The organism is Caballeronia sordidicola (assembly GCF_001544455.2).
GTDB lineage: Bacteria > Pseudomonadota > Gammaproteobacteria > Burkholderiales > Burkholderiaceae > Caballeronia > Caballeronia sordidicola.
Window position 1 is genome coordinate 1 of the sequence record NZ_FCOC02000017.1, and the last position, 21,623, is coordinate 21,623.

Below are 21,623 nucleotides of genomic sequence, written 5' to 3' on the forward strand. Positions count from 1 at the left end.
GTGTCCACTGTTAATCAGTGGACACAGCTTGCCTTGCTCCCAATTCGGGCGCTATGTGCTGATAAATTCGCGCTTACGAAGAAAGTAGTAGCCATAGTTGTCGCCAAGAAAGCTGCCATCTCGTTTGCCATGACCGGGTGTTCTGCACTTGCGTCGTTGGTTTATCTGCGACTCGCCTTTCCCACATTTCGCTCGTAGAGCAACCTCTTTGTCCCTACCTGAATAGTTCGGGTAATCCTTCGACTTCCTGTGCTCACAATTGGCACCATGAGAATTTGCGTGGTCAGCCCAGCGTTATAGTCGCGTGCCAGTTGCCCGTGCTCAATCTGAATTCCGAGCTTTCGACACGCCTCGGCGGCAATCTGCTCAAACGTCCCGGCCGGCATCGGCCCTTTCGCAAACCTGTTCCATCGGGTCTTGGCGTATATGCCGTGACCGACCCGGACCAGCGCTGCGTCTTTGAGCAGCATTGCAAGCACTCGGCTCAACTGTGACTCGCTGCCCAAACCAGCAAGCTCGGAGCGCAGAATAACGATGCTTGGATTTGCACGAACCGCATCTAACACCCGGTCAACCATCCGACGCTTTGGAGGCGATTTGCTGTTCATATCTCGACCACCAGCGATGGGTCGAATGCGGGGTTCTCCCATTCGAGCTGACTTACAGATGCGGCGTATCGTTGCCGTGCATATCCGCGCGGGTTAGCCACGACGCGGCAGCTCCCAACGATGTAATCGAATGAGTCATGCACGTGCCCGTGCACCCACAAATGCGCCTGTTCAACCAGCGGCGTCAGGTCCGATACGAAGGCGGCGTTGAGCAGGTCATTGCCGTACCGCGGATGTACCGAATTCCGATGGGGACCATGATGAGTGACAACGACCGTCTTACCGTCGAATGGCGAAGCCAGTTGGGTCGAAAGCCATTGCCGGGACTTCACATGTTCGGCGAGTGCGAGCTGCGGACTAAAGGGCGCGCCCTTGCCAACTCTTATGGAGTGATGGTCCCGCAGAGATTTCCCCGCTTCCTGCATGGCCGCAGGGGCATTCCCATCAAGAGCGTAGTCCGTCCACAGACATGTCCCGAGGATTCGAATGCCTCCCGTTTCCAGCGTCTCGCGGTCGAGGTAAGTAATGTTGGTGCCAGCCGCCACACGCGCAAGCTCCCGGACAACCCCGTAGTAGTGCGCGCCGTAGGCTTCATGGTTGCCGTGCACATAGACCACAGGAACCGGCCAGTCCGCAAACACCTTGACCGCATGGGTGTGCGAATAGATGTCGCCCGCGAGAATGAGCATGTCAGCGTCCGCCGCGGGCTCAATGACCCGATAGCCCGGAAACCGGTAGAGCATTTCGAGGTGGAGGTCTGACGCAATCTGAAAGCGCACGCTCGCCCCTAGTCAGGACAGATGGAACTGGAGTCATCGACTCTCGTCGATAGGCGCGAGTCGATGCCTGCTGAAAGCATCGATGGTGCTTTGTGGCAGGCCTCGTGTCCTGAGCTCATTGAAGAAGCGTTCCGCCGAACACCCTTTGCGGCGAGCTGCCGAGGAAGCTATCTGTCACGTCGTCGCAGGAAATCACGCCGTATTGGCGAGCCCAGTTCACCAGCAGGTACACAGTGTCGTACGACCATCCCGGGTCGCCAATGAGTTGATACCGGCGGCCGGTGCTGGTGACACCAAGCTTGGAGAGCGAATCGAATTGATAGATGGGAGAGCTTATCCGCGCGGCTTTAGTATCCGGTCGGACACCAATGAAATGACACTCATCGAGCTCAGTTTCGATGATGTGCCAGCTCAGCAGAGAAATTTTGGGCTCGGCCTCAAGCGAAGCAGGGGACCAGATTGGCACGTCCACATCTCCGTGAAGAGATAAGAGTCCAGACCTGGCCGGCGCTGTCATGCAGGTTGCCGGGCACATCGCTCTGGACTGCAACGGACGCCTGTCGTTCTACTTTTTGCGCCCTGAATAAGTGCGAAATATTTCGCACTTATTCAGTATATCTAGGGTTGCAAAAACGAAGGCCGGATGGCCGAAAGGAGCTTGGTTTAGTCCGAAGACGTCGCTTTAGCAGCTTCGATGAGGTCGTCGTAGTCAACGAACCGGTCCAGTGAATTGGAACTGAGCGCGATGAGTAACTGGAGGAAAAGCGCCAATGACATGTTGCCCGTCGCAATCTGGTTCTCGAGCAAACGTTCGGGTAAAGGCGTTCCCAGGCTTGCAAGCCGACGACACAGTTCGGTCCGATTCACCAGCGGTTGACGTGCAAGTTCGCTTGCAATGATGTCGCGCGCCTTGGCGTCCCACGAGCCTTCCCGACTCAGCACCTGTGCCCAGCGCTCGGGCGGCGTGGCGGCGGTGACTGCAATGATTTGTAGAAGGAAACTGACCTTCAGAGTGCCGCGTGAGATGCGGGAGACGAGCGCGCGCTCACCATCGGTATTTCCGTGTGCCGCAAGCGCGACCGCAAGCGAAGCGTACGTGATGTCTTTCCTCGCGAGGACAACACGCGCTACGCGCGATGCGAGCCTCGACCACTGGGTTTCCGCTTCGCTCACAAAATCCCTTTGCTTTTTTTGCGTCTTAGACTAAAGTGAAGTGCGAAAATAATCGCACTTAGAATGACATGGCCGGACAGAAGCAGAATAATCGTGTCCAGTCCGCCGGCCACTAGAAAACCGCACCTTCTCCGATTTTAAGTCGGATTGAGGCGCGCTTGTATCAGGAAGGCGGGAAGTCATGTCCGACGGCTCCGTTTTATATCTCGCCATTGAAGGCTTGCTCGTTCCACTGTCCTCGAGCATGTCATCTGCCCGTGATGGAACGCTTAAAGCCACTGGCATTCACATCCAGCGTCTCGAGTACATGCTCGACGAGGCCGACACGAAGGTTGTGGTCAACTCGGCTCTGGTTCAGACCGTGGGCTACCGCGCAACGCTCGGCTTGCTCAGCGACGGGATTCGCCACAGGACAATCGGTGCGACCATCCCGGGAAATCGGCTGCTGGGCAATCGGACCGGAAAAAGGGTGGACCGTCATGGGTGGCTCGAAGACGACATGGAGCGCCGACAGGCTGACCACATCGCGATACTGGACCATGACTTTAGGTATATACCGACGCAGTTTCGCCACGTCGCGCTGATTGCGGACAGTGGGCTCTGGGCTGCAGATGAGAGTGATTGGGTACGGCTGAAGGAGTTGCTGACGCCGCGAAACAGCACCTAAGCACCGAGATAGCAGCCTTAGTACGGGTAGAGGCAAAGGGAACAAGTGGCCAACCGAGAACCGGTTGACGAAAAGGGATGTGCGGACGCATAATCGCGTCCATCAAATAGATACGACTCTTGAATCTAAAACGGATTGTACGGGGCGAATCTAAAATGCGCAAGCGTTTTAGATGCTCGGTCGTCTCCGTTTTAGATTTTCGCCGTCTAACAGCGCCGACAACCCTGATGCAGGGCCTCGTCGGCGCGAACCTAGCTCAATGTGGAGGTAGTGCACCAGCTTAGTCAACATCGATGCGTACCCACAAAAAAGTACGGCTGGACGGCGGCAACCGTCCAGCCGTGATGGCGCACCCCTTGGAGGATGCCCCACCGCTTGCGCGCGCGTAGGGTCTCATATAGGGGGCGCTGAGTCAACTAATTTCCGCTTGCTTACGAAAGCTTGCGGTAAAAGAGACCCTATGAAGACCAACTCTCCTCCGCTTCACACCTCCGTCGCCCTTCTGGACGACTCGAGTCGCTCTCGGAGCAATCGCCGCCCAACTCCTTCGCGGCCGCTTGCCTTCGACTACATCGCTAGGCGCAACCCGGTGACCAGAAATGCCCACGCGCACTGCATCCGCGCAGGTCGTTCTCGTAGTTGCTACCGCATGCCCGATGGCATCCCTTCCTCGCTGATTATCGCTTCGTCGCAGCACGCTAGCTCCGAACCGGGCCGCATGGGCACGGTGGCCAATATTCGGGCCTAAGGCTCTCGTCGTCTGACGATGACTTTAGGCGACTGTTTGCATCGGACCCGTTGATGCGTCCTTCCGCCTGAACCTCGTCAGCACCACTCGAGTGCTCGTGTTTCGCTAATCGGTCGATGGCCTCTCGCGCTAACAGTCGCGCCATGCGGGAGCGTGCGGGTGCGCTCGCTATCGCCGCACGCAAGCTCCAATCTGGATGCGAAAAAGAGGCACCGGTCACCGAGTGAATTTTCTTAACAACATCTTCTTGGGAGAAGGAGCGGAATATGGTTCTGACATTGTCAGAGTTCTGCGAACTGGTCATCAGGCGCGTTCAGGCAGCTAACACCTGCACGCAGGGCCTCTCCAGTTGCCCGAAGAAACCTCGGGTGGAGTTTGAATGTCGTGGAGCGGTTGAAGCGCTATGGCTGGAAGTCCAATCGGAAATGCAACGCAAATACGGTTTGGACATGCATCGGTTTGAGATACGGGACCGGCGCGATGTCTGATGAGACGAGTCCCCTTGTATGGAGCAGCGACGTCTCGGACCCTCAGACGAAACTTATCTCGTCCCGGACCACGCCCGTTACAGAGTCACCGTATGACCTGGCCGAAAGGAACCCGGGCGCGACTCAGGATAAGTATTTCAATACAAGTTCTGAACTCCCGGAGCCGATTCGGGCACCGAGTGACGCATGGGTGAATGACCGGTTGCGACGGCGCTGCACACCTGATGACAGCAGCCTCTGGACCGCGCCAGAAGGAGTTCGCGTTGCCGCAATGTCGAAGTTCCGTCATGGCTTCCTGCCTCTGCAGGAGCATCGCGACTTGACCGCATCTATCATCGCGGCCATTGCAGACAGCGCGGAATCCCGCAAAGTCGACAATCCGAGGTTCAAGCGACTCTTTTATTCACTTCCCCAAGTATTGGTGAGCGGAAAGCCATTAGAGCCCCGAGAGAATCTGGAATCGGACTCGGGAGCGGTATTCACGTTGATGGGACGCTCGGGAACTGGACGCTCGGCGTTCCTTCGTCGACTTCGTAGCCTCCTTGGGCCGCCCGTTCGGGTACTGCCGACCATTACCACTGCGCCGCCACAGATTTGGTACATCCCGATGGTGAAGCTCGACTGGCCAGCTTGCAACACGGTCGAAGGTCTCTGCGAGTCGTTCCGGAAAGCCCTTGTAGCCGAGATAAAGGACCCGCTCAGAAACGAGGAGGTTGTACTGCGTCATCTGCAAGGGGCCGCTGCCGTGCACGCCGTAGTCGCAGCTTGCGTGATTTTCAACGTCGGTTTGCTGGCTATTGATGGCGCATGCGCTCACCACGTTGCGGGGCAATACGAAGGCATCTTGCAGCTTGTCCTCGAACTCAAGCGCTACAACATCCCAGTGGTGCTCTCCTGTTCAGAGCTCTTTTTCCAGCGAGCGGCTTTGGGCCCTCCTTTCATCAGGGAGGCCTTGGGTACGCAGGTCTCAACGTTGGATGTGCTACCTCCTGCGCCTGTGGAAAAAGAGCGCCGCGGGGAATCTCCCTGGCAGAGATACTGCCTCTGGTTTTGGAAAGCGGGGCTCTTCTGCCAAGACACCTTTCCTATGCCCGCAGAGCTCGTCCACTGGACGTACGAAGTTTGCCTCGGCCGCGTAGGCTGGTTGTCGGTCGGCTTCGGCGACTTGCACCTGAAGCTCATTCGAAAGCCAGCGTTACTGACACAACTGGACAAGAAAACGGTCACGGAAATCTTCGAGCGTGCGCTGCTCGCCTATGAAGATGTCAGGCGCGTGATTGGAGCAGTGGACAACAACGAAATCATCGATTCGGATGACTTTATGCGGTGTATGGACCACTTTTCTTCCACGACAGCCCGCACGCTAAAAATGACGGCGTATCTTGAGCCATCGAGGGGACGTCGTGCGCGCAGATGAATGCATGGTTTATCCGCTCCCCGCGTTCCCCGATGGCGAGCTCGTTAATCCGTTCGTGAGGCGGGTAAATGAGATGCACGACTTTGCTTCGTTTCAGCAGCTATCCCGGCGATTCCTTGCTCGCAAGCCTGGACTCGACGGCATGCCGAGTTGCCTCGCTGAATTTCACGCGTCAGTAGGTCATCTCTACTGCGACATACACACGCTGTTGCAACGGCACACTCACTACCACTATTACTGCAGAGGCTTACCCGACAGTCGAGTCGCGGAGCAGCGCGCGAGACTGCTTGGGAAACTGCATGGTCCGGTACGGCTATGCCGGCTTCCTGTGATGCTCACTCCTTCGGAAGGAGAATATCTCGTTTGCCCGGAATGCGAGAGGGAATCAGTTGCTGTCTACGGTTTCGGATACGTACATCGCGTCCATGTTGCGCCCTTTGTCAGTGTCTGTGCGAGGCATCGACGACCTTTAGATTCATCTTCCAGACAGGGGCTGCTCTTCGACCAGTATTGCAGGTCAACGCCGACGGAGTATCAGCTATCCAAAGCGGTCGAGTTTGCAAACCGGAGCATCGAGTGCATCGAGGATGACATTGTTGGCGGCCTGTATCAGAAGTCGTGCGTAAGACAATCCCTAACCGACTCTGGCTGGATAACGGCAAGCGGGCGTATGCGACTCGACGCTCTGATTGATACGTTTGTCTGCTTCTACTCCGGTGCGTTCGTTGACATCAGGCTCATGCTGCTGACCAGTTCGCACGAACATGTAGGCAACGCGCTAAGAGCCTTAATGCGAGACGACAGGGCGATGCATCCTGCCTGGTGCATCCTCATGGCGTGGTTCGCAAGGGACTGTTCGTTTGCGTCTCTCGTGTCGCGAAAAGCTATTGAGCAGGTCAGCGAGCAAGCGGACGCGGGACACGCGCCGGCTGTCGACGCCGGAACCGTCCGCAATCTGCTGAGCCAACACGGAACACTGACCAAGGTTGCCGAGGTTCTACACACGAGCGTGCATCAAGTGTCATTGCTTTGTCGCCTGGCGGGCATCGAAAGCTCGGTCCGTTCAAAGGTCCTGGACGACAGCATGCTTGAGAGCATCGTCACTTTGTTGAAAGCCGGGAAGAAGCCGGTAGATGTATCGCGCGTAACGCGCCTGTCTATCACCACCATCTATCGCGTCATCGCCGCGATTCCGGATTTGGCGTTTCCGCGCGACCACGCGGCGCTGGACCGTATCGAGAAAACGAAGCAGGCCTGGCTTGCGTTGGTAGAACAGTTTCCGCATGAGGGCGTGTCCTCGCTAAGGCGACGCGACCCGGCATCTTACGCTCGCCTTCGGCGCGCAGCTCATCCTTGGTTAAAGCAGCACAGTCCCCGGGACGTGAGATGTAGACCACGGGCAACGCCTGTTCGGAACGTCACGTTACTCCGCATTCTGGGCGTTGCGGCCAAAGTGGCATCCAGTCGTTTCAGGAACGGAGCCGGCCGACCGGTACGAAGCTCGAGCTTCCGGATGTGGACGTCATTGGGTTTGTCCGAGTATGCGTGGAACTCCAGCTCGTTGGCTGCTGGAGCTCATACAGAGCTTGAAGCTCGACGCGATTTTCTGATGAACAGAGTGCGATGGGCGTTAAGGAAATCGTCCGTCCAAGACGGAATGCCTGTCTGGCGCATGGCTAAGGCGACTGGGCTGCGGAAGTCAACAATTGAACAATTGATACTGGGGACTCATGGCAGTAAGTAACAACAAACTGAGCGAGCTGCTATTCATCAGCTCGCCTATCCAACCGGAAGAGGACATAACTGGATTCCAGTGCAGGACCCTCGACTATCGTGTTACCAATAACCGCAAGCATTTGCTGAGGCTTTTGAACGATACGTCGGAGCGTTTGGCATGGGCGTTCCCTACAAAGCTTCAGCGCGCAGTGCAGCACCTGACCCCTCTGTTGCCGGCATTCAGAGAGGTTCTTCAAGGGCACACACGTTTCCCGCTATTTGCTCCTTTCCTCTCAAAAACGGAACGGCACGAGTTGTACTGTCATCACAGAGGGAATGGCAAATCAGGGGGCGCGCAGTTAGCGGGAACAGCTAACTCCATGCTGCGCGTGAGATTAGGCATGTGCATGGAATGTGTGAAATCCGACCTGGAAACGCTTGGGTTCACATTCTGGCGACGTGCCCACTTGATACCTGGGGTTTCGTTTTGTTCTGACCACGAAGCTCCGTTATTAACCTTCTGTCGCTCGTGCGAACTTGGCAATCGGCGGCACAACCGCCGTTTGTCTCCCTCCTTTGAATGCTTATGTGGGAAAACGCTGCGTGTCTTAAGAGACTTCAAAAGTTCTCAAGCGGAAGACTCACTAATGAAGGTTGACCGCATGGCAAACCAACTTTTGAAAGGGCAGGCGCGAGTGCTACTAACAGACTGCGAACTTCCGACTTTGACTCGTGGTCGATTGACCCGTGAGGGGTTGGAGGGGCGATTCGGTGTAGTGGGCACACTAACCGAGGTTCTTCAAGAGCGCCTCGGTACCGAAGCGCTGAACATGCTTTGCATCGGCAAAGAAACAGTTGCCAGGCTTGCTGGTAGAGATTCAGAAAACGGCTTCGTAAAAAATCCTTTAACGAATATCGCAGTGGCCTACGCGGTTTTCGGGGGATGGGGTGCGGTAAATGAAGAGTTCAAACTTCTGAAGTCAGACCGGGCTTCGTATGAACGTGCCGCCATCAGGCGTCCGCAACGGGAGCGGTCGGACTTTAAGCATCTTCCGCTCGCAGTGCGAATCAAGTTCTATCAAGGTCTGGGTGAAAAGGAATTCGAAGAACATAAAGCCGCCGCTAGAGCTTGCATTCTTAGCGCACTCGAAGACAACCCAAATTTACGCAGAGGGCAATTGCGCTGCTATCCGTCAGGGAATATCCACTATGGATTTGCGTTGCACATGGACACCGCGTGGCTTGATAAAGAACTCCCCGCGAGACCTGCTCCCTCGTTTATTAAGGTTAATACTCGTGAGTGGGCAGAATCTCGCGGGCGAGAACTGGTCAGGCACATTCATGCTCAACGTAGATGCTTAACAAGGGACCATCCTGACAAGCGCATAAGACGGGCAAATCTGCTCAATGGCTCACCTTGTGAATCCAAGCCTGGCTATGCAGAGCAGTTCGATGGCGTTAAGGAAGCATTGGCGAAATGCATCGACACCGATGATACGTATGACCAACGCCGCATGAGGCGTCTCGTGAAAGTCATCCGCGCGTGCAATATCAAGACCCACTACACCGACTATGCAAGGTGGCGTGGGCTCACAAGGCCACAATTTATTAGTCAATATAATGGGGCAAAGAAATGGTTGAAAAAGCACGCAAAATGATTGGCGACGTATCGCATCTCCCCTTCTCGCGAGCGGAGGGTGAGCGACTGCGCGGCCAAGCCGAAGCCGATGGCATCCGACCGAAGCACACTTCGCCGTGGTCGTTGCTCTCGACGAAACCGCCTGAAATCGAACTGCTTGAACCGAGGAATTACGACCCCGAGAATCCCGCATCTATCCGTTTGAGGAGGATGGCTGGTCGACCGATACTCAAAGTACCTATCCGGCTGCCGGAAGTCGACCCTAGAGGCATATCAAGCGCTACCAGCTTCGAATGCTGGAAGAAGGCCTGCGACAGCAAAATCGGAGTGGCCGGGTACTACTATAGTTTCAAGGGGCAGGGACGGGTTGCCTGTCATTCTCATCTCGAGGCCCGTCTGCTTCACTTTTTCGAGATGTGCCCGCTCGTTGTTGAAATCAGAACGCAATATCCTCAGTGGGATAGAGAGGATTTTCGGGAGTATTGCTTGAGCGGAGCACGCTACCCCGAGCCACGGTTGAGAACGATTGATTTCATGCTCACGCTCATGCTGCCGGGAATCCCCTATTACGTTTATCACGGAGTTTCTGCGAAACCATCAGGGAAGCTCGACGAACCCCGCGTGGTCACGCGTCACCAGAACGAGGCCGATGGACTGTGGGAATGGGGGGGCACTCATGAGCCGATGAGCGAACTCACCGTTTCGCCGCAGGAGGCAAGAAACTACGACCGTATGCTCGCCGCGATGGAACAGGCAGAACCAGAAGACATTGTGGCTCTTTCAACATCTGCAGCAACCCTTGCGCAGAAATTGAGAACGACCAAGGCTCAGGGGTCGATGGACCGCATCCTCTCCATGGTTGGAAGGAGGCAGCAATGGAGCTTCAACGAGACCTACCGGATATTCGCCATCGCATTCTTTCTCGGCCATCTTCGTTGGAACCACAGAGAAAAGTTTGACCCAACTGGTCCGCTTTGCCTCGTCTGGTAGGGCGAAGTTGCTGACGTTCGATTTGGAAACGGGATGGGAGATTGCGATGAACACTACGGATTTCGAATTAGATAGCGGAGCCGTATTTGGAAAGTTTGATAACTTTGTACACACGCTTCCAAGCGGGAACGAAGTTTTGTACCGCTATCTCGGCGAGACCGAGAAGCATGTCTTTGCAGTGAAGATTGGAAAGGCGAAGGACGGTCAGTTGGCGCTCGCGGAGGACGACGATAAAGTCGCAAACAGAGTCCGGCTGCTGAAGTCTGAAGTTGTTAAGCATATGCGCACCAAGTGTATGAGGCGCGTGTCGGAGCGCGGAATACCCGCAGAGATGGCGGCGGTTGCAGATGCTGGAGAGAATGACTCGTCCTTTGACAGAGCGTGCGGCGTGAACGGCGGAACTGACGATGCTCAACCGACTGGCGTTGATGCCGAAAAATGGCGCGAACACATTCCTGAAGGCGGTCCACGGGCTTCGGTGGATGTGAGGATGCGCAGGCGACTGGTCAGATATATCGATGAGTCATTCGGCGACGCTCCTTTTACCGACCCCGAGGTTTATACAGAAATGGTCGAATGCGCGGCAACACTGTTCCGCGTCGCCAAGAAAACTGTAAGAAAGTACTATGAGCGCTACCTGTTTTACGGCGGTCACCGAAACGCTACGGCTGACCAGAACTGGAAAAGGGGTGGGCCGAAGAAGCCTCGCCTCGGTCTCATGGTGAACGGACAGCTGGTAGCCCAAGGCCGAAAGACCGATGCAGAGAAACTGGACCCCAACACGAGATTTAAACGAAAACAACTTCGACCGAAGATGCTGGCTCGCTGGGTCAAATTCATTTGGGAGCACGCCGGCGAGAGGGGGATGACGCTGAGCCGGCTCCTTTACCGGTTCAAGGGCAAGCTGGTTGGCCACAATCGAGATAGCGAGGGCGCATTGCGCAGCTATCCAATCGACCCCAGAAATTACCCGTCAGACGAGTCCCTGCTAATCAAAGGGAAGGTGGCGTTCGACGCAGCCCGGATTGAACTGGCTCGTTGCAAAAACGAAGGCAGGCAACGAGGCAACACGTCTCAATTGGCGGACGGTGACCTTGATGTACTCGACATTGATGGCACGGTGGCCGACCAGTTCCTCCGGCTAGGCGACTATCCAATCAGTATCGCTGGTGCTCTGAAACCCACGATACTGCTTGCTGTCGACAGAGGAAGTAGGGCGATTGTCGGCTGGTATGTCACCCTCGGAGTTGAAAATAGCAATGCTTATCTCGCCTGCGTATTCAGTGCATACACCGATAAGGAGCGGGAACTGGTGAGATGGGGAGTGCAACATCTCGACGGAATGGTCTACGGGTGTGCGCGGTCGATATTTGTCGACCGGTATGCAGGCATGTCCGAAAAGATGCAGAAAACCATCGTCAGCGAGATGAAGCAACGCATCCTGATTGCCGAACCGGGTAATGCTAAAGGCAAGGGAGACGTCGAAAATCTGATAGGGCTGATGCAGAAGGAAATCGGCAATTTGCCCGGCTCTTCGTATCGCGAGCCTGTTAGAGGAGCAGGTGACCAAAAGGACGCAGCAAGACGGCGCAACAGGCAGAAATTACAAGATGCGCCAAAGGGAGCCGTGCTCACAATGCGGCAGTTCATGCAGGCATTGTTGACGGCAATCAGCAAACATAATCTGACAGCAGATGTTAGGCACCTTTGCACGGAGAAAATGACCAAACGGGGCATTCCCCCTGTTCCCAAAGAGGTCTATCTTTTTAACAAGAAACGTCGCCGTGGCGATAGAGCCTGGGAGTGGGAGGAAGAGAAAGTCTATCGGATGCTGTCCGTACCGTTTAACGAAGTGGCGCCTGACGGTATCGTAACCATCAAGAAGAGGTGCTACACCTCGCTGCGGCTGCAGGACCGGGCGAGAGAGTACGAAATTAGTAACGGTGGGTCGATACGAATTGAAGGTTTCGAGATGTTCACCTCTCCGCTGCACCTTCTCTGGGACACAGGTGATGGTTTCGAGCTGCTGGAGGCAACCGACAGGACGGAGAACTCATACGGTGACGGGTACAAGTTCGTGCACGACTTCATTTCGATGCTCACGAATGCGGCCTTGAAGAAAGCTCGCGATAAGGCACGCAAGCATCCCAAGCCGGAGGAGGCGCCGCAGAACGTGGTTTCTAAGGAGAAGCAGCGTCGGATGGCGAAGATAGATGGGCTGCCCACCCCTGACAAGCGAGCGGCCAAGGCTCGAGCAGCTGAAGTGGCCAGCGCTGAGGACGCAGCCTTTATCAGCGGAATGCTGAATGGCAACGAAAGCGGCATCGCAAAACGGGAGCGAGAACCGGCTCAAGGAGTCTTGGCGTACAGCTCAATCGACACCGAACAGCATATCGATATCGATTGGTGAGATGGCTCGCTCGGTGGCAAGGTGCGGCGGTATCGCTCTGAGAACTAGCGATAGTAAAGAGGGGTGAATCCCGCTCAAACGCCCGCCGGGACTGACCGGGAACACTTTCATTCCTGCCGACCCTCAAAAACGAAAATTCGACCAGTTTCGGGGAGTGTCGCCAAAAAATAGAAGTGTTCCCCATATCCCGCTAAGTCATGCTGGTCGGGCGGTTCAGCAATTTGAAAAATTGGCGAGGTACACTTTCATTATTGGCTGCCACGTAACGATGCAAACTGATACACGGCAAAAGCATGCGGCTTAAGTGCGGCGCGGTTTCAGGCAATCTCAATTCCGAAGAGCCGCAGACTTGTGTCAAGCCAGCGCGCCTACAACGGGTTCTTGATTGACGCCCGAACATGGGCCACGAACTTGTCTACGACCGGGTCGCTGCGCGTGATGTTCCACGCAAGACCAATTTGCCATCTGGTCAGATCGTCATGTAGAGGAATGATGGTTGCATCGCGCAGTAGATACTGCGCGCCAGAAGGCAAGAACGCAGCGCCTACGCCTGCTGCGACTGCCGCCAGGACGGACTGGATGTCGTTGGCTCGCTGGATTATTCGCGGAACGAACTTGCGGTTCGCGCACCATTGATCGATTTGCGCGGCCAGTCCGGGGCCAACACTGCGCGAAAGGGCAACGATGCCCAGCGCATTGAGCTTGTTCAGGTCTGCCGGCAAACGCTTCCACTTTACGTGATCCGGGACGGCGAGGATCAGCGACTCATCCAGCACGGCGATAGTCGCTAAGCCGGGATCAGCCGGGAGCCGCAGGAATCCGACATCGAGTTGCCCGGAAAGCAGTGCACGGGTCTGATCGAATGAGGACATGTCTTTCACCGTTGCACCGACGCCCGGATTCATCGACCGGAAGCTTGCGAGCCATTGCGGCGCGACCTTTAGAACCGATAACCCCAATCCAACCCGTAAGTGTCCCCGCTGACCGCTACTGGCTTCGCGCGCGCGAATAAGCAGGTCATCTGCCTCACCGATCAGCGACAACGCGCCTGGCCGGAAGGCTTCTCCAAATGCTGTCAGGTCCGCCCCATGACGGCCACGCTCGAACAGGCGGCCGCCGAGCAGCGTTTCCAATCCAGCGATCTGCTTGCTGAGAGCCGGTTGGCTAAGGTGCAGTGCGTCGGCCGCGCGACCGAAATGGCGCAGTTCAGTTACGGTCAAGAACGCTCGGAGGAGTTTGAGTTCCATTCCTTGGAGTAATCGTATCGGTCGAAACATTCATTTTACGGATTGATGCTGTAGCGGTCCAATGGGTCTTCGCAAGGGGACGAATATGACTGTGTGTTATCCGAAGATAAGACTGGTTCGAAGCGATGCTGCGATATCGGTGGCAGTGGCGGTGGTGCGGCGTGGATCCGTAGAAAGGAGTGGCCCTGATGCTTTGAACGGATCAATGTTTGAAGCGCTCGCTGTGCCGCCTCAGCGTAGCGGCGCAATTGCGGTCACCTTTGCGTCGGCTCGGCATGGGCGTTGAGAGGTCACGCTCGGCTGATATGCCATTATTGCGAGCGGACGGCCACTTGATAGTGCTGGCGTTATTGTTGCCTCAACTCGTGCGGTGTTAGTGGCCTTTGGCGACATCTAGTCTGGACGTCGGTTTTCGGCCAGGAACAGCCGTTCGGCGAGCGAATTCCCGCTGTATTCGAAAAGTCGCTCGTTGCGCGTCTTCGGATATGCGAGGGGCGTTACACCTCCGGCGCCGTTGAGTTCAATCCAGCCGGATTTGCGATTCGCAGCCTCCACCCACCGTCCCGACCCTTTTCCATAACCTGCGTAGCGGTGCCGCGCTCTTCTTGAGCGCGACCGTCCGGTAGCGTCACGTTCAGGATCCAGTCGAGCAGGACGAGGGCTATGTCGCCGCTCGTCAGTACACGGCGCACTTCGTTGCGGATATGCGGGCGCAATGCCAGCAACTGAGCCAGGCCGACGCGCAAACCGGCGGGGCTTTCCTGCACCACCTCGCCACTCGTCATGCGCATCGTGGCTTGGTTACTGAACATACCGAGCACGGCATCGAGATCGCCGGCGTTCAGCGCGGCATCGAAAGCGACCGGGACCTGCTCGGGCGAGTGGCACACGACTGATTTGCTCTCGATCACAGCGACGAATCGCGCGATGAGCCGCGCCACCTCGGCCGGCGCCTCCAGAGGCGACAAATGTCCCGTTCCAGGCAGGACGTGCATCGTCGCGTGCGGGATGCGAGGCAGCAGTTCCGCCTGCAACGTTGCGATGCGATCCACCTGGTCGAGTTCGCCGGAGATGACGATCGTCGGCACCTCGATCAACGCCGTCGCCGCAGTAATGTCTTCGCGCATGGCCACGTCTGGCCAGGCCGCCTTGGCCTGCGGTGCTCCCTTCAGACTGTCCTCAATGACCTGCTCGCGGTGAGCGGCGTCGAGTGGTTTCGCGGTCAACACGTGATCGATGACGAATTGCACCGATTCGCGCGTTTGATAGGCGCCGGTCAACGTCGCGCGTTGCTCGTCGGAAAGGAGCATCGGCGACGGTGGCGACGGCGCGACGAGCACAAGGCCTTCGAGGCCGTCCGGCCGGCGCGATGCGATGAGTTGAGCGACCTTCCCGCCCATCGAATGACCGATCAAAACGTAGCGCCGCAGCCCCAGTGCTTCGATAACGCCTTCGGCGTCGGCGGCGAGATCTGCAATACGGTAGCCGTCGGCAGGCGCCTCGGAGTCGCCCCAGCCGCGGTGATCGGTGGCTACGATCAGATACCGGTCGGCCAGTCCGTCTGCTACCGCGTCCCACGTGCGAGCCGAGCCGCCGTAGTAGTGCAGGAACACCAGCGCCACTTCGCCGTTGCCCCGCTGCGTCACATGAATCCGCGTACCGTTCGACTGGATTACCATTTTTGTGCCCTTGTCCGTAGCTGATGCCCGAATAGTAGATTCGATTCCCTTATTTGATAATTACCTGAGCAGTGTATTCAGTCGATAATTCGGTTATCGAATCAAGGGGGCAATATGGATAGACTTACGAGCCTCGGCGTATTCGTCGCCGCTGTCGAAGAAGGCAGCCTCGCGGCAGCGGCGCGCCGCTTCGGGCTGTCGGCAGCGATGGCCGGCAAGCACGTGAGTGCAATCGAGGCCGAACTGAATGCACAGCTACTCCACCGCACCACGCGGCGCTTGAATCTGACCGATACCGGCCAGACTTACTACGAACGCTGCAAGCGGATTCTCGAAGCCTTCGACGAAGCGAAGCGGGAAGCGAGCGATTCGCAAGGCACGGCGCGCGGCGTGTTGCGCATCGCCGCGCCTGTTACGTTCGGCGCGATGCACCTGGGCGAGGTTGTGGCGCGCTACATGGAGGATCATCCGCACGTCAACGTGGAAGTGCAGCTCGGAGACCGCTATGTCGATCTCGTCGATGCGGGCGTTGACGTCGCAATCCGGATTGGACGGCTGGAGGACCCGGGACTTGTGACGCGCAGGCTCGCGCCTTGCCGCATGGTCATGTGTGCTTCTCCCGCCTACCTTGAGCGCCACGGAACGCCGCGCAAGCCGGACGACTTGCTGAGCGCGCAACGACTGGCGTTCAGCGAGGCCGTGTCGGCCGGAGACTGGACGTTGCGCGACCGCAAGAACCGCGCGTACATCATCGATGGGCCTTGCCGGATGACGGCCAACAATACCCAAATGCTGCTAGCCGCCGCGATTGCCGGAGCGGGCATTGTGTACGGCCCGACTTTTGTGTTCGGTGCGCACATCCGGCGCGGCGGACTCGTGGAGCTACTGCCGGCCTATCGCGCCGCCGACCTGACGATTCAGGCGGTTTATCCGAGCGTGCGGCGCATACCGCTCAAAGTGCGGTGGTTCGTCGATTACCTCGCCAAGGCGTTCGGCGATGAACCGCCTTGGGATCGCAGGGAGATGCCTTAGAAGAGCCGCCGTTGAGAAGGGTCAAGTAAAAGCAGCCGCTCAGGGTCCGATTGCCGCCGGTTGCGACCGGCAAGACCCGTCAATAACGAACCGTCCTCGCGCATCTCAAGGTCGTTAACAACCGTCCGTTCTCAACGATGAAATATCGCCTGCTGCAAAGACGCGGTAACTAACGACTACCGCTCCAATCAACCCCCTACCATCCCATCCGCTCCAATTCACCCCAAAAAATCCGTCGACACCGCAATCTCCCTCTGACCTTCCAGTTCTGCCAGCCGCTGCGACAGCGCGCTTTTAATATTCCTATACGCATCGCTGCCCAAAGCAAGGCGTTTCGGTGCCGGACTCAGATCCACCGATTCAATCATCGCGCGAACCATCTTGGCCGGATCCCCCGGCTGAGTCCTGTAGCCGGGTTCAATCAATCGCCGTACCGCGCCAGCCGGCGTTTCCGCATAAACGTCCATCGCGGGAGAAATTGCCGCGCTGTTAGCCGCGAATTCCGTACGCGCGCTTCCCGGCTCCACGATCGTCACCTCGATGTTGAACGGAGCAATATCGAGCATCGTCGACTCCAGGAACCCTTCCACCGCCCATTTCGACGCGTGATATAGCGACAGCCCCGGCATCGCCCACTGTCCGCCCATGCTCGATATCTGCATGATCCTGCCGCCGCCTTGCGCGCGCAGATGCGGCAGCGCGGCGCGTACCACCTGAATGGAGCCGATGACATTCGTATTCAACTGCTGGACGATCTGCTCATCCGTCAACTCCTCCGCCGCGCCAACAAGCCCGTAGCCGGCATTGTTCACCACAACATCGATACGCCCGAAATGCGCGAACGCGGCGTTGACGACATTGCGAATCGCGGGCGTATTGGTCACATCAAGCGATGCCACCCACAATTGCTCGCCATGACGGGCTTGCAGATCGGCCACCGATTCCGGCTTGCGCGCCGTTCCGGCAACACGCTCGCCGCGTTCAAGAAGCTGCTCGGTCATCAAGCGGCCGAGGCCGCTGCTGATGCCGGTGATGAACCATGTACGTACTGACATTTTCCGTTCCTGTAGGTATGCGGCGGCCAATGCCGCGCTTCGCCAACAAGACTACGTCACCGGTTTGCATAGTTGAACGGTATAAAGTTGGATGCGGTATGAACCACAGCTTCACAATCCACTATGGACAAGGATCAACCGGACCGCTTGCTACCGTTTCCGGCTATAGCCGGGCACCTCAGTTTTACGCGCTTGGCGAAGCTCTTGGATATTTGGCGTCACGCGTTTCCAGCGGACCACGCGCAGCATGGAATCAACAGAACCAGACCCCGCAGCATCAACGGCGCACTGGAACCGTCGTCCGGTTATCAGACTGACTACCGCGCACACATCAAGCCAGCGGTCCGCTGCAATCCCCGATACTCTACGCGGCAAGCACGCCGGACTGATGCGCCACAAGCCGTGCATACGCGCCACGAGCGGCCAGTAGTTCGGCATGGCTGCCAGCTTCAACAATTCGTCCGGCGTCCATGACCACAATCGTGTCCGCGTTCTGAATGGTCGACAAACGATGCGCGATGATGATCGACGTGCGATGTGCCATCAATTCTTCCAGCGCCGCGCGGATCTGCTGCTCGCTGATGGTGTCCAGGTGCGAGGTCGCTTCATCCATGATCAGGATCGGTGAATCCTTGAGGAACGCGCGAGCAATTGCGACCCGCTGACGCTGGCCCCCCGAGAGTTGCACGCCGCGCTCGCCTACGCGCGTTGCAAGGCCCTCAGGCAAACGGTCGACAAACTCGCTCAACGCAGCCCGGTCCAGCGCACGGCGGACATCGGCGTCGGATACAGCGCGGCCGGCGAGACGGATGTTCGCCTCCAGCGTGTCGTTGAACAAATAGGTATCCTGCGCGACCAGCGCAATATGACTGCGTAACTCATCGAGCCGCAAGCGGCGCAAGTCGATGCCGCCCAGCGTGACGGTCCCTTCCTGCGGGTCCCAAAAGCGCAGCAGGAGATTGGCTATCGTTGACTTGCCCGCGCCCGAAGCACCGACGAGCGCGACAGTGCTGCCCGGCCGCACGGCCAGACTAACGTGATCGAGCGCGGGCGCGCTGCGACCCGGATACGCGAAGCTCACCGCATGAAGTTGCACTTGCGGGTTAGGTGAAACGGACATGTCTCCATCCACAACCGGTTCATTCTCGGCTTCTACAACATGCAGCCGCCGCGTGGAGGCAATCGTGTCCGCCATCTGGCGCGCCACCTGCCCGATTTCCGCCACCGGCATGAAGGCTGCAACGGAAATCAGCACCAGCATTGGGAGCCATTCGTGCGCAAACCAGCCCCGCGAGGCGAGCAACGCGCCCAGCAACGCCACGGCGAGTCCGCCCAGGCCGGTTGCGATTTCGAGGAGGGCGCTCTGACGGGACAGATCATCGAGCAGGGCTGACCGATGTTCCTGATAAGCCGCGGTATCGCTGAGAAAAACAGCGCGACGACGATCCGTTGCCTGAAACGCAGCGAGTTCGGCCAAGCCCTGAATTGTCTCCGTGAGATGCGCGCCAAGTTGTCCCAGCGCCGCGCGCGCCTGACCGCCAAGCCGGTCGATCTTGCTGCGAGCGAAGACCGGAGCGAGGCTGGCCCAGGCCAGAAACGGCAGCAACACCAGGGCGAGTGGCCATGCGACAACTGACAGCACGACCAGCACGCTGGCCGGAATCAGCACCGCGACGAACGCCGGTGCGACCGTGTGGGCATAAAAGTACTCGACCGTTTCTACGTCCTGGGTGGCGAGCGCAACCAGATCGCCGGAGCGCCGTCGCAGCAGATAGGCGGGAGCCAGGCGCTCCAGTTTGGCGAACAGCGCGATGCGCATTTCCGCCAGCAGGCGATAAGCCATGTCATGCGAGAGCCATGATTCCAGCCAGTGGAGCGTGGCCGCAACCGGAGCGGCAAACAGCAGCCCGATGGTCAACCCCAGCACCGGCCGCCCCGAGGCAACGCCCGCAACAACGAGCGCGCCGAGCGCACCAACGCCGATAAAGCTCAACACCCGCCCAACGCCGCACACCACGGTCAGCGCCAACTTCACTCGCCATGGCCGCACGAAGCGCAGCAGGGTGCGCAAGGTGTCGCTCCAGCCGATTTCGGCGGCGTCTTCGGCGAGCGCACGCGTTTGCGGTCCCGAGGAAGCCGGCGCGGTGCTCGCACGTTCTGCCACGTCCGGACGGTCGCCGGTCGCGGCGACTTGCGGACCCATCAGACGGCGATACGCCCCCGGACGCGCAATCAGTTCCGCATGCGTGCCGCTCTCGACCACGCGGCCATGATCCAGCACCAGAATCCTGTCGGCGCCGATAACACTCGACAAGCGATGCGCCAGAATCAAGGTCGTGCGCCCGCGCATCAGGCGGTCGAGCGCCTGCTGGATGAGCGCTTCGTTCTCGGCATCGACGGCGGAAAGGGCTTCGTCCAGCACCAGGATGGGCGCATCGCGCAACAGCGCGCGAGCAATGGCAATGCGCTGGCGTTGACCGCCGGAGAGCGTCGCGCCGCGTTCGCCAATGCGCGTTGCATAGCCATCGGGCAGGGCCGCAATGAAGTCGTGGATGTTGGCCGCGGTGGCGGCGGCGATCATGTCGGCGTCGCTGGCATCGAATCGTCCGAGGCGCAGGTTATCGGCGATGGTGCCGTCGAACAGCGTGGTGTCCTGCGCGACGATCGCAATCATGCCGCGTACCTGTTCCGGGTCGAGCGCGCGAATGTCGTGGCCGCCGATGCTGATCACGCCCGCCTGCGCGTCATGCTGGCGCAGCAGCAGGCGCAGGATGGTCGACTTCCCCGCGCCGCTCGGCCCGACGATCCCGATCGTTTCGCCAGCCGCAATCTCGAAGCTCAGCGCAGCATGCGCACCCGCGCGACGACCCGGATAGGAGAAACCGACATTCTCGAACGCGATGCTCGCGGCAAGCGCCGGAATCCGCGGCGCGCCCGTAGCCGGAGCATCGCTGCGTGCTTCCAGCAGCGCATGGATGGCACTCGCCGCCGACTGGCCGATCATGCCCTGGTGCAGCACGGAACGCAGATCACGCAGCGGACGGAAGATCTCGGTTCCCGCCATGAGGACAATCAGCAGCGCTTCCAGGCTCATGGCGCCGTGGCTTACGCGCCATGCGCCGAGTGCGATGGCGGCGGCCGCGCCCAGGCCTGTGCCGAGGTCGGTGAAGAATCGGGTAAGCAAGCCGAGCGCGAGCACCCAGAAGGTGCTGTCGGAGAGCGCTCTTGCGCGTGCGGCAAGTTTTTGCGCGAAGGCTCCGCCCTGGCCAAACGCCTTGAGTGTCGGCAGGCCCTGCACTGCATCGAGAAACTCTTCGCCGAAGGACTTGAATGCCGCCGCTCGGGCGATTGCCGCGTGTTTGTCGGCATTGTGGACCAGCATGGGCAGCGCCAATGTCGCGAGCGCGGCGATCAGCAGCACGGCCGCGGTCGGCATGTCCCACCACGCCAGCACGGCGAAGATCACCACAGGCGCGCAGGCGGCGATGATCAGTTGCGGCACGTAGGCGCCGAAGAAGGTCTGCAATTGCTCCACGCCGTCGATGACAGCGAGCATCACGCCCCCGGTTCTCTCCGCCCCGAACCAGGCGGGTCCAAGCTCGGCAATCCGGTCGAACAGCCGCGCGCGCAGCACCGACTGGACCTGACCGGCGGTGCCCTGCGCCAGCACGATCCGGCGATGATCGAGCCAGGCCCGCAGCATCATGCAGGCCACCGTGCCGGCTGCAGCAAGGGCAATCTGACGCGATGGCGCCCCTTCATAAGCGAGCGCGAGAACGCGGCCGAGGAAAACGAAGCGCAGCACCCCAAATACCATGGCGATCAGACCAAGGGCCACTGCTGCGGCAACGCGCAGCCGAAGGCCTTTCATCATCGTCCACAACTTGCCATCGAAATACATTCCTGCCTCCGGTTGGTCCGCTTTTTACTTTTTCACTGCAAGACCATGGACCTTACCGTCGGTTGCAGGGCACA

Annotated in this window: 15 protein-coding genes; 7 read left to right on the plus strand and 8 right to left on the minus strand. The window is 58.4% G+C overall.

From position 1 onward, the window contains the following. Positions 1–161: 161 nt before the first annotated feature. The 4 genes from AWB64_RS22610 to AWB64_RS22625 form a co-directional block, all read right to left on the minus strand. Positions 162–608: a DUF6088 family protein gene (locus tag AWB64_RS22610; RefSeq protein WP_060857679.1), complete on the minus strand. Its 447-nt coding sequence runs from the start codon at positions 606–608 to the stop codon at positions 162–164. Next, positions 605–1,387, minus strand: coding sequence for a metallophosphoesterase (locus AWB64_RS22615; protein WP_060857680.1), 783 nt, complete (start codon positions 1,385–1,387; stop codon positions 605–607). The genes AWB64_RS22610 and AWB64_RS22615 overlap by 4 nt, the downstream gene beginning before the upstream one ends. Positions 1,388–1,502: 115 nt before the next feature. Next, positions 1,503–1,853 (minus strand): hypothetical protein, encoded by a 351-nt coding sequence (locus tag AWB64_RS22620; protein ID WP_063493265.1) that lies wholly within the window; start codon positions 1,851–1,853, stop codon positions 1,503–1,505. Between the two features lie 197 nt (positions 1,854–2,050). Next, positions 2,051–2,560 (minus strand): DUF6471 domain-containing protein, encoded by a 510-nt coding sequence (locus tag AWB64_RS22625; protein ID WP_060857682.1) that lies wholly within the window; start codon positions 2,558–2,560, stop codon positions 2,051–2,053. Positions 2,561–2,741: 181 nt separating this feature from the next. On the opposite strand from AWB64_RS22625, the gene AWB64_RS22630 reads away from it, so the two are divergent. The 6 genes from AWB64_RS22630 to AWB64_RS22660 all read left to right on the plus strand — a co-directional run bounded on the left by AWB64_RS22630 (position 2,742) and on the right by AWB64_RS22660 (position 12,635). After that, positions 2,742–3,227 carry a hypothetical protein gene (locus AWB64_RS22630; protein WP_060857683.1) on the plus strand — a complete coding sequence of 162 codons (486 nt, stop codon included), beginning with the start codon at positions 2,742–2,744 and terminating at the stop codon, positions 3,225–3,227. 1,507 nt (positions 3,228–4,734) lie between these two features. Then, on the plus strand, positions 4,735–5,880 hold the full coding sequence (locus tag AWB64_RS22640) for a P-loop NTPase family protein (protein ID WP_060857685.1): 1,146 nt from the start codon (positions 4,735–4,737) through the stop codon (positions 5,878–5,880). Between the two features lie 4 nt (positions 5,881–5,884). Beyond that, entirely contained in the window at positions 5,885–7,624 is a 1,740-nt protein-coding gene (locus tag AWB64_RS22645) for a TnsD family Tn7-like transposition protein (RefSeq protein WP_060857686.1), read from the plus strand. Further along, positions 7,611–9,254, plus strand: coding sequence for a TniQ family protein (locus tag AWB64_RS32010; protein WP_167353938.1), 1,644 nt, complete (start codon positions 7,611–7,613; stop codon positions 9,252–9,254). The genes AWB64_RS22645 and AWB64_RS32010 overlap by 14 nt, the downstream gene beginning before the upstream one ends. Next, on the plus strand, positions 9,230–10,225 hold the full coding sequence (locus tag AWB64_RS22655; RefSeq protein ID WP_157766681.1) for a PDDEXK family nuclease: 996 nt from the start codon (positions 9,230–9,232) through the stop codon (positions 10,223–10,225). Before AWB64_RS32010 ends, AWB64_RS22655 begins: the two co-directional genes overlap by 25 nt. A gap of 46 nt (positions 10,226–10,271) precedes the next feature. Beyond that, positions 10,272–12,635 carry a TnsB C-terminal domain-containing protein gene (locus AWB64_RS22660; RefSeq protein WP_157766682.1) on the plus strand — a complete coding sequence of 788 codons (2,364 nt, stop codon included), beginning with the start codon at positions 10,272–10,274 and terminating at the stop codon, positions 12,633–12,635. A gap of 368 nt (positions 12,636–13,003) precedes the next feature. Here the strand turns inward: AWB64_RS22660 and AWB64_RS22665 are convergent, their stop codons facing one another. Both AWB64_RS22665 and AWB64_RS22670 read right to left on the minus strand, forming a co-directional pair. Next, positions 13,004–13,882 carry a LysR family transcriptional regulator gene (locus tag AWB64_RS22665; RefSeq protein WP_060857690.1) on the minus strand — a complete coding sequence of 293 codons (879 nt, stop codon included), beginning with the start codon at positions 13,880–13,882 and terminating at the stop codon, positions 13,004–13,006. Positions 13,883–14,379: 497 nt separating this feature from the next. Beyond that, on the minus strand, positions 14,380–15,561 hold the full coding sequence (locus tag AWB64_RS22670; protein ID WP_060857691.1) for an alpha/beta fold hydrolase: 1,182 nt from the start codon (positions 15,559–15,561) through the stop codon (positions 14,380–14,382). 114 nt (positions 15,562–15,675) lie between these two features. Between AWB64_RS22670 and AWB64_RS22675 the strand changes: the two genes are divergently transcribed. Then, positions 15,676–16,593, plus strand: a complete 918-nt coding sequence (locus tag AWB64_RS22675) for a LysR family transcriptional regulator (RefSeq protein WP_060857692.1) — start codon at positions 15,676–15,678, stop codon at positions 16,591–16,593. A gap of 218 nt (positions 16,594–16,811) precedes the next feature. Here AWB64_RS22675 and AWB64_RS22680 read toward each other — a convergent pair whose 3' ends face one another. Further along, the gene (locus AWB64_RS22680) at positions 16,812–17,648 is read right to left on the minus strand and encodes an SDR family oxidoreductase (protein ID WP_060857693.1); all 837 of its coding nucleotides are present in this window, start codon (positions 17,646–17,648) and stop codon (positions 16,812–16,814) included. Between the two features lie 364 nt (positions 17,649–18,012). Then, complete coding sequence (locus AWB64_RS22685; RefSeq protein ID WP_060857694.1) at positions 18,013–21,549, minus strand: ABC transporter ATP-binding protein; 3,537 nt, start codon at positions 21,547–21,549, stop codon at positions 18,013–18,015. Positions 21,550–21,623: the final 74 nt, after the last annotated feature.